Raw genomic sequence first — 7,356 nt, forward strand, 5'->3', positions numbered from 1 at the left:
CCGCTAGCATCGGCCGCGGTTCGCTGCGGGAGCGCTCCCACGCTCCGGTTCCCGCATCGTCCCCGGTCAGCATGCCCCCACCTCGATGCCGACCGCCTCTCCCACCCGAGAGCACCCCGGAGGACACACCGTGCACACCCCCGACCCCCACCGCAGCGCCGCCGTCCCGCCCGCCCGGCCGACCCGCCGCGCCGCCGCCCTCGCCCTCGCCGCCGTGACCGCGGCCGTCGGCCTGGTGGCCGCCGCCCAGGGCGGCGCGGGCGCGGCCGTGCAGGGCAGCCTCGACGCAGGCACCCAGTTCTACAAGGACCCGACCTCCCAGGCCGTCCGGTGGGTCGCCGCCAACCCCGGGGACTACCGGACGCCGGTGATCTCCAAGCGGATCGCCAGCCAGCCGCAGGGCATCTGGTTCGCCAACTACCGCCCCGACACGATCACCTCCGACGTCCGCACGGTCACCTCGGCCGCCGCCCAGGCCGGTCAGGTGCCGGTGCTGGTGGCCTACATGATTCCGAACCGGGACTGCGGCGGCGCTTCGGCCGGCGGCGCCCCCGACCTCTCCTCGTACGACGCCTGGGTCGGCAAGTTCGCGGCCGGGCTCGGCAGTTCGCGCTCCGTCGTGGTGCTGGAGCCCGACTCGGTCTCGCTCACCACCTGCCTCAGCGCCCAGCAGCAGAACGACCGCTTCGCCTCGCTGGCCCGCGCCGTCACCACCATCCACGCGGCCAACCCCAACGCCAAGGTCTACCTCGACGGCGGCCACTCCACCTGGAACTCCGCCTCCGAGCAGGCCAACCGGCTGCGCAGCGCGGGCGTGCAGAACTCGGACGGCTTCTTCACCAACGTCTCCAACTTCAACACCACGGCCAACGAGTCCTCCTACGCCCACGGCGTGCTCAACGCCCTCGGCAACCCCGGCAACCTGCACGCCGTCATCGACACCAGCCGCAACGGCAACGGCCCCGCGGGCAGCGCCTGGTGCGACCCCTCCGGCCGCAAGATCGGCAACTACCCGACCGCCGCCACCAACGACAGCGGCATCGACGCCTTCCTGTGGATCAAGCCCCCGGGTGAGGCCGACGGCTGCGCCGCCGCGGCGGGGACCTTCGTCCCCGACATCGCCTACCAGCTGGCGGTGAACGCGAGCGACCCGAGCACGCCGCCGACCTCCCAGCCGCCGACCTCGCAGCCGCCGACCTCGCAGCCGCCCACTTCGCAGCCGCCGACCTCGCAGCCGCCGACCGGCAACGCGTCCTGCTCGATCGCCTACCGGGCCAACTCCTGGGCGGGCGGCTTCACCGCCGACATCACGGTGAAGAACACCGGCAGTAGTGCCATCTCCGGCTGGAAGCTCGCCTGGACGTTCCCCGGTGACCAGAAGATCACCAGCGCCTGGAACGCCACCGTCACCCAGAACGGGACCTCCGTCACCGCCACCGACCTCGGCTACAACGGCACCCTGGCGGCCGGCGCCTCCACCAGCTTCGGCCTGCAGGCCACCTACGGGTCGAACAACACCACCCCGACCGCCTTCACGCTTAACGGCACCGCCTGCACCACCTCCTGAACCATCCTCCCCAGCCCCGTCGGCCACCCCCCACCCGTGGGCCGACGGGGCACCCCCCTTTTCGGGGGCAGAACCCAGGAACGTTGCTCAGGGCCGGAGTTGGACGGCCGTCACCATCACGTAGCCGACCAGCAGGCCGAACAGGCACACCGCCGTGACGTAGCGCGGAGTGAACGGCAGCCCCGCGAGCGAGGGGTACAGCAGGACGGCGCCGCCCGCCGCGAGGTCCGCGGCGTACAGGCCGTCGGGCGGGACGATGCCGGTGCTGCGGGCCGCCCAGCCGGTGGCGATCAGGAAACCCGTCAGCAGGGTGAACCCGGACAGCAGCCCGGAGCCGATCGCCCCGAGCGTCGGGTGCGGTTCCGGGTACGGCTCGCCCTCCGGGACCTCGGGGCGCACCCGGTGCGCCACCGCGAGCGCGCCCACGGCGAGGGCCATGGCCCCGACGGCGCCGATCAACGGAGCGGGATTCAACGGCTCCTCCTGGAGAAGGCGAAGTGCTGCCCGACGAGGGCCGCGAGCGCGGCCGGCAGCAGGACGGTGACGAGCAGGACGCTCGCCCAGACCGAGGGCTCGATCGGGCCCGGGCCGCTCGGGGGGTCCGGGGGCGGCGCGGCGACCAGCGTCGAGGGTGCGGCGGACGGGGTGGGTGTCGGAACGGGGGCGAGGGTGGATGCGGGTGTGGGAGTGGGGGACAGGGTGGGGGGCGGGGCGGCAGCGGGCTGGGCGGTCGTTGCCCGGGAGAGGGGAGTCGGGGACGGGGGGTGGTGGGAGGCGGACGGGGTCCGGTGGGGCGTCGGATGCAGGGTGGTGGGGGTGGAGGTGGAGGCCGGTGTCGGTGTCGGTGTCCGGTGGGCAGTGGGGGTGGGGGCGGGGGTCGGGCTGGGGGACGGTGTGGGTGCGGGTGCGGGTGCGGGTGTGGGTGCGGGAGTGTGGCAGTGCCAGGGCCAGGGTGGGTGGTGCGGCAGCGGGGGGAGCGGGGGCATGGGCGGGAGGCCGTCGCCCGGGGCACGGTCCATTGCCCGATCATCGGACCGTCCCCGTGGGGCGCGGTAGTCGTTCGGGGTCAAACCCCACTCGCCGGTGAACCCTCCCGAGCGGCGGCGGAACGCGCGGACGAGGGGTGGTCGCCCGTTCGGGGCGCGGGTGTCACGGCCGCGACGAGCGCCACCGCGGCGGCGGCGAGCACCGGCCAACCCGTGCCCAGCAGCAGGGCCAGCACCGCCGGGCAGCTCACGGCGGCGGCCAGGCGCGGGGCGCCGTCCAGGACGCGGACCGCCGCGGCCGTGCAGGTCAGGTAGACGGCGAGGAACAGCGCCGTGGGGACGGCCACCAGTTGAGCGGTCGTCAGCACGCCCGTCCCGACCAGGACGAACAGCGGGACGCCGATCAGCGCCGTGGCCGCCACCACGGCGAGCGAGCCGCGACGTCCGGAGGCGGTGCCGGAGGGGAGCAGGGCGTCCAGCAGGGCGGCGGCGCCGGTCAGGTAGGTGTTGGTGGCGGCGAGGGTGAGCACCACCGCCGCACCGGCGGCCAGCAGCGGGCCCCGGGAGCCGATCGCGGCGCGCATCAGGTCGGCCAGCGGGACGGAGCCGCCCGCGCCCGGGCCGAGCACGGCCACCGTCGCGGCCGCCAGGCCCAGGCAGAGCAGCGAGGTCACGGCGAAGGCGATCAGCACCACCCGGCGCAGTTGGCGGCGCGGGTCGCGCAGCCGGGTGGTCAGCGAGGCGGCGGCCTCCCAGCCGACGAACGCGAACATCAGCGGCGGGGCGGCCTGCGCGACGCCGCTCCAGCCGTGCGGCAGGAAGGGCGTCCAGTGCGCGGCCCGGGCGGCCGGGGCCGAACCGAGGACCGCGAACAGCACCAGGCCCACCAGGGCGGACACCAGCGCCAGTTGCAGCCCCGCCCCCGTCCGCACCCCCAGCAGCCGGACCGCCAGCACCAGCCCCAGCAGCACCAGCCCCGCCCGGACGGCGGTGTCCCCGTCCGCGCCCACGGCCGCCGCCGCGTAGCTCCCGCCGATCAGGCAGACCACGGGCGCGCCCGCGACCACCCCCGCCAGGAAGCACCACCCGGCGGCCCGGCCCGCCCGCGCGCCCAGCCCCGCGGCCGTGTACCCGGCGACGCCGCCGGAGGAGCCCAGCCGGGTGCCGAGCGCGCAGAACACCACCGCGATCAGCCCGGACAGCGCGAGCAGCGCCAGCCACGCCAGCAGCGAGGCCGGGCCCGCCGCGCGTGCCGCCAGCCCCGGGAGCAGCAGCAGGCTGGGGCCGAGCAGGGCGCCGATGTACAGCGCGGACGCCCCGGCCGTGGAGAGGAAGGAGGGGGCGGAGGGCGAAGGGGAACCGGGACGCGAGGAGGGGCGGGGACGGGGCGCTGGCGCGGTGTCGGTCATGCCCCGATCATGGCCCGGATCGCGCGGCACCCGATGGCGAAATCCGCTCCGCGGAGGGAGCCTCGCGGCAGATCCTGTCACCGGAGGGCGGTCCGGCGGCAGGCCGTGCCGTGCGGGTGAGGCGGGACGGACGGCGGATCCTGCCGGGGGTCCGCGGGGTGGCGTGGCGGATCCTGCCGTGGTGGCGGTTCGGAGCGGCACGACATGCCGGAGGGCGACCGCAGCGGGGACGATTCCACCGGGGCGCCGCTAGGCTGCCCGGCATGTCGAGCCCCCAGTACGACCGCATCGACCGCGCCATCCTGGCCCACCTCCAGCGGCACGGCCGGACCGCCAACGTCGACCTCGCCGAGGCCGTCCGGCTCTCGCCCTCCTCCGCGCTGCGGCGGACCAAGGCCCTGGAGGCGGACGGGGTGATCGCCGGGTACCGGGCCGAACTCGACCGCGACCGGGTCGGGTTGGGGCTGACGGTGTTCGTCGCGCTGCGGGTCGAGCAGCACTCGCGGGAGACCTCGCGGCACATCGAGGAGTCGCTGTGCGCGATCCCCGCGGTGGTCGCCTGCCACGTGGTCTCCGGCGAGGCCGACTTCCTGGTGGAGATCGCCGTCCCGGACCTGGCCACCTACGAGCAGGTCCTGCTGGACGAGATCCTCGCCGTCGGCCCCGTCCGCGACGCCCGCTCCACCTTCGCCATCCGCACCGTCCGCTCCCGCGGCCCCCTCCCGCTCGACCACTGGCCCTCCCGGTCGGGCGGCCGGTAGCCGCTCCCTCGCCGCGGGGCCCCGGTGGCCCGGTTACCCGGTGGTACGGAAGACTGGGCCCGCGCGACACCCGTCGCCCCGTGGCCCGTTCCCCCGTGGCCCGTTCCCCCGCGGCCCGGTCGCCCCGTCAACCGTCCCGCCCCGCACCGGAGGTGCCACCGTGGCCGAACCCCTGATCGCCGCCGTCGGCGGACTGCAGCCGCAACTCGACCCCGAGGCGTTCGTCGCGCCCGGCGCCGTGGTGGTCGGTGCCGTCACCGTCGCCGCCGGGGCCAGCATCTGGTACGGCGCGGTGCTGCGCGGCGACGCCGAGCGGATCGTCGTCGGCGCCCTGACCAACGTTCAGGACAACTGCACCGTCCACGCCGACCCGTCCTTCCCGGCCGTCCTCGGCGAGCGGGTCTCGGTCGGCCACAACGCCGTCCTGCACGGCTGCACCGTCGAGGACGACGTGCTGATCGGGATGAGCGCCACCGTCCTCAACGGCGCCCGGATCGGCGCCGGTTCGCTCGTCGCGGCCGGGGCGGTCGTCCCGCAGGGCATGCAGGTGCCGCCCGGCTCGCTGGTCGCGGGCGTCCCCGCCAAGGTGAAGCGGGAGCTCACCGCGGAGGAACGGGACGGCATCCGCGCCAACGGCGAGGGCTACCGACTCCTCGCCGCCGCCCACGCGAAGGACGTCCTCGGCGCCCACGGCTGACGGGGGACGGGCGTTCGGACCGCGGACCGGCCGGTCCCGGACGTCTGCAGCCGCAGCAACTCGTGCAGGGCGTGGCCGTGTTCGGCCCACGGGCGCCGCCGGTTCCGCCGCGGGGCGGGAGCGACGGGCGTAGGGTGCGTGGCATGGAGACGTGGGGGGAACCGGACGCCGCCGCGCGGGCGGCACGGGCCGGCTTGTTCGCAGCGCTGTCCGGGCCCGGGGTGGCGGAGGTGGCGGCGGGCGGCATCGACTACGGCCACTTCGCGCTCCTCCTCGATCCGGGCGCGCAGTGGGTGATTCCGGAGGGCGACCGGATCACGGCCGGTGGGAACGGGGCGGCGGTGGCCGTCCCGGCCGCCGTGCGCAGCCAGCGGGAGGCCGTGTTCCGCCTCGCCCTGTGCGCCGGTCCGCAGCCCGGGCCCGACGCCTCCTGGACACCGCTCGGCACGCTCTCCGTCGACCTGACCGACGCCTTGGCCGTCACCCTCGTCTCGACCGTCCACGGCGCGCTGCTGGACGTGCCGCTGACCCGGGACGCGGTGGGCCGGTACACCCTGGCGGTGTGGCGCCGCACCCAGGGAGCGGAGCCGCGGGACCTGTTCGACATCCGGCTCTGGCCCACCCGGCCGTCCCCGCCCCGCTAGTACTGTGACCGCAAAGGTTCGCCGGGTTGCCTGGCAAGATCTCCCCATGCTTGATGAGAAGCTTGGCGCGCTTGCGCAGATGATGGCAGAGCACATGGCCAGGCCGTTCCCGCCCGGCTTCCGCGGCCTCGACGTCGAGGACTGGGACATGGTGATGCTCGACTCGGACGCCTATGCCTATGCCGCCTGCGTCTACGAAGACCTGCTCGGCGAACAGGCCCACGGACGCCTGACACGGCTGACGTCGGCGTTCCGGAAGGTCCTTCCGGCGATCGGCGACGAGTACGCGGCCAAGTACTACACGCACCTGTACGACATGGTCGTGCTGTCTGCCGAGATCGAGAGCCAGCGCAAGAAGTAGCCTCCGCCAGGGGTGCAGCAAACCCGGTGAACCTTTGCGGTCAGAGCACTAGGCGGCAGATGAAGCACGGCCCGCTCCGGGACCGCTGCGCGTACGCCTGCTCGTCGAACGCGGTCCGCTTCACGGCTGCTCCTCCTGGCGGGCGGCCGGGCGTCCCGGTACGAGGGGCGCCGGGATCCGGTCGGTCGTCTTCCGGTCGGGTGGCAGGAGCAGCCTGCGGCGGAACGCGCGGACGGCGCCCGGCGGCTCGTTGCGGGGGGTGCCTCTATGGGGTTCGTCAAGGAAATCGGGCTGCGTCCGGGCGCGCTGGCCGGGCAGCATGGCGACATGCCGGATCTGCTGTGGGACAACGTCAGGAACTTCTTCGACCCTGAGTTGATGGGTGCTCTGCCGGACGTGTGTGTGGAGGGCACCACGGTCGAGGACTGGCAGGCGGTGTTTGACCTGGTCCGGTCGAGCGGATGGACGTGGGAGTACCTGGAGGGCGGAGTCGCGGGTCCGCTGCCTTCTGCGGCGGAGGTGCTGGCGCGGCCCGCTGATGCGGAGACGGTCGATCTGCGGGTCTGGCCGGACCCGTATGTGCTGGCGATCTTCCGTCCGTGGTCTGCGGACGAGATCGACTTCGACGTCGACCTCCGCGAACTTCAGGGCCAGGAGGGGGTGGACGTCCTGTGCCGGTTCCTGGCCGCGGTCGGTCGTCGGCTCGGCAAGCAGGTGGTCATGACGGCTGAGGGCGACTACGGGCATCCGGTGCTCGGGTTCGATCCGGCCGCCGACCGCGTGGTGCTGATGGCGGACCCGCGGCTTAGAAAGTGTGGGGTAATTGATCAACTGCGTGGCGTGATCGCTGGGGGTGGTCGTCGCGGTCGAGATGTCCGCGATGATCGCCGCCATGTGTGTCTGCGCGTGCAAGCCGTCCTACGAGTCGTCT

Annotated in this window: 7 protein-coding genes and 1 pseudogene; 6 read left to right on the forward strand and 2 right to left on the reverse strand. The window is 74.4% G+C overall.

Annotation, left to right across the window (positions count from 1 at the left end):
* Positions 1-130 precede the first annotated feature (130 nt).
* Positions 131-1,567, forward strand: a complete 1,437-nt coding sequence (locus QSK52_RS31115) for a glycoside hydrolase family 6 protein (protein WP_285739556.1) — start codon at positions 131-133, stop codon at positions 1,565-1,567.
* Positions 1,568-1,654: 87 nt separating this feature from the next.
* Here QSK52_RS31115 and QSK52_RS31120 read toward each other — a convergent pair whose 3' ends face one another.
* Both QSK52_RS31120 and QSK52_RS31125 read right to left on the reverse strand, forming a co-directional pair.
* A complete protein-coding gene (locus QSK52_RS31120; RefSeq protein ID WP_285739557.1) occupies positions 1,655-2,041 on the reverse strand; it encodes a hypothetical protein in 387 nt (128 codons plus the stop codon).
* A gap of 592 nt (positions 2,042-2,633) precedes the next feature.
* A complete protein-coding gene (locus QSK52_RS31125; RefSeq protein ID WP_285739558.1) occupies positions 2,634-3,962 on the reverse strand; it encodes an APC family permease in 1,329 nt (442 codons plus the stop codon).
* Positions 3,963-4,225: 263 nt separating this feature from the next.
* Here QSK52_RS31125 and QSK52_RS31130 point away from each other — a divergent pair, with 263 nt between their 5' ends.
* From QSK52_RS31130 to QSK52_RS31150, 5 genes and pseudogenes are all read left to right on the forward strand, one after another.
* Positions 4,226-4,723 (forward strand): Lrp/AsnC family transcriptional regulator, encoded by a 498-nt coding sequence (locus QSK52_RS31130; protein WP_285739559.1) that lies wholly within the window; start codon positions 4,226-4,228, stop codon positions 4,721-4,723.
* 160 nt (positions 4,724-4,883) lie between these two features.
* Positions 4,884-5,420: a gamma carbonic anhydrase family protein gene (locus QSK52_RS31135; RefSeq protein ID WP_285739560.1), complete on the forward strand. Its 537-nt coding sequence runs from the start codon at positions 4,884-4,886 to the stop codon at positions 5,418-5,420.
* 143 nt (positions 5,421-5,563) lie between these two features.
* The gene (locus tag QSK52_RS31140) at positions 5,564-6,064 is read left to right on the forward strand and encodes a hypothetical protein (RefSeq protein WP_285739561.1); all 501 of its coding nucleotides are present in this window, start codon (positions 5,564-5,566) and stop codon (positions 6,062-6,064) included.
* A gap of 46 nt (positions 6,065-6,110) precedes the next feature.
* Positions 6,111-6,425 carry a hypothetical protein gene (locus tag QSK52_RS31145; protein WP_285739562.1) on the forward strand — a complete coding sequence of 105 codons (315 nt, stop codon included), beginning with the start codon at positions 6,111-6,113 and terminating at the stop codon, positions 6,423-6,425.
* 327 nt (positions 6,426-6,752) lie between these two features.
* Positions 6,753-7,226: pseudogene (locus QSK52_RS31150) on the forward strand (hypothetical protein); the annotation flags it as partial.
* Positions 7,227-7,356 lie beyond the last annotated feature (130 nt).

This window comes from Kitasatospora phosalacinea (assembly GCF_030268885.1).
Classification (GTDB): domain Bacteria; phylum Actinomycetota; class Actinomycetes; order Streptomycetales; family Streptomycetaceae; genus Kitasatospora; species Kitasatospora phosalacinea_C.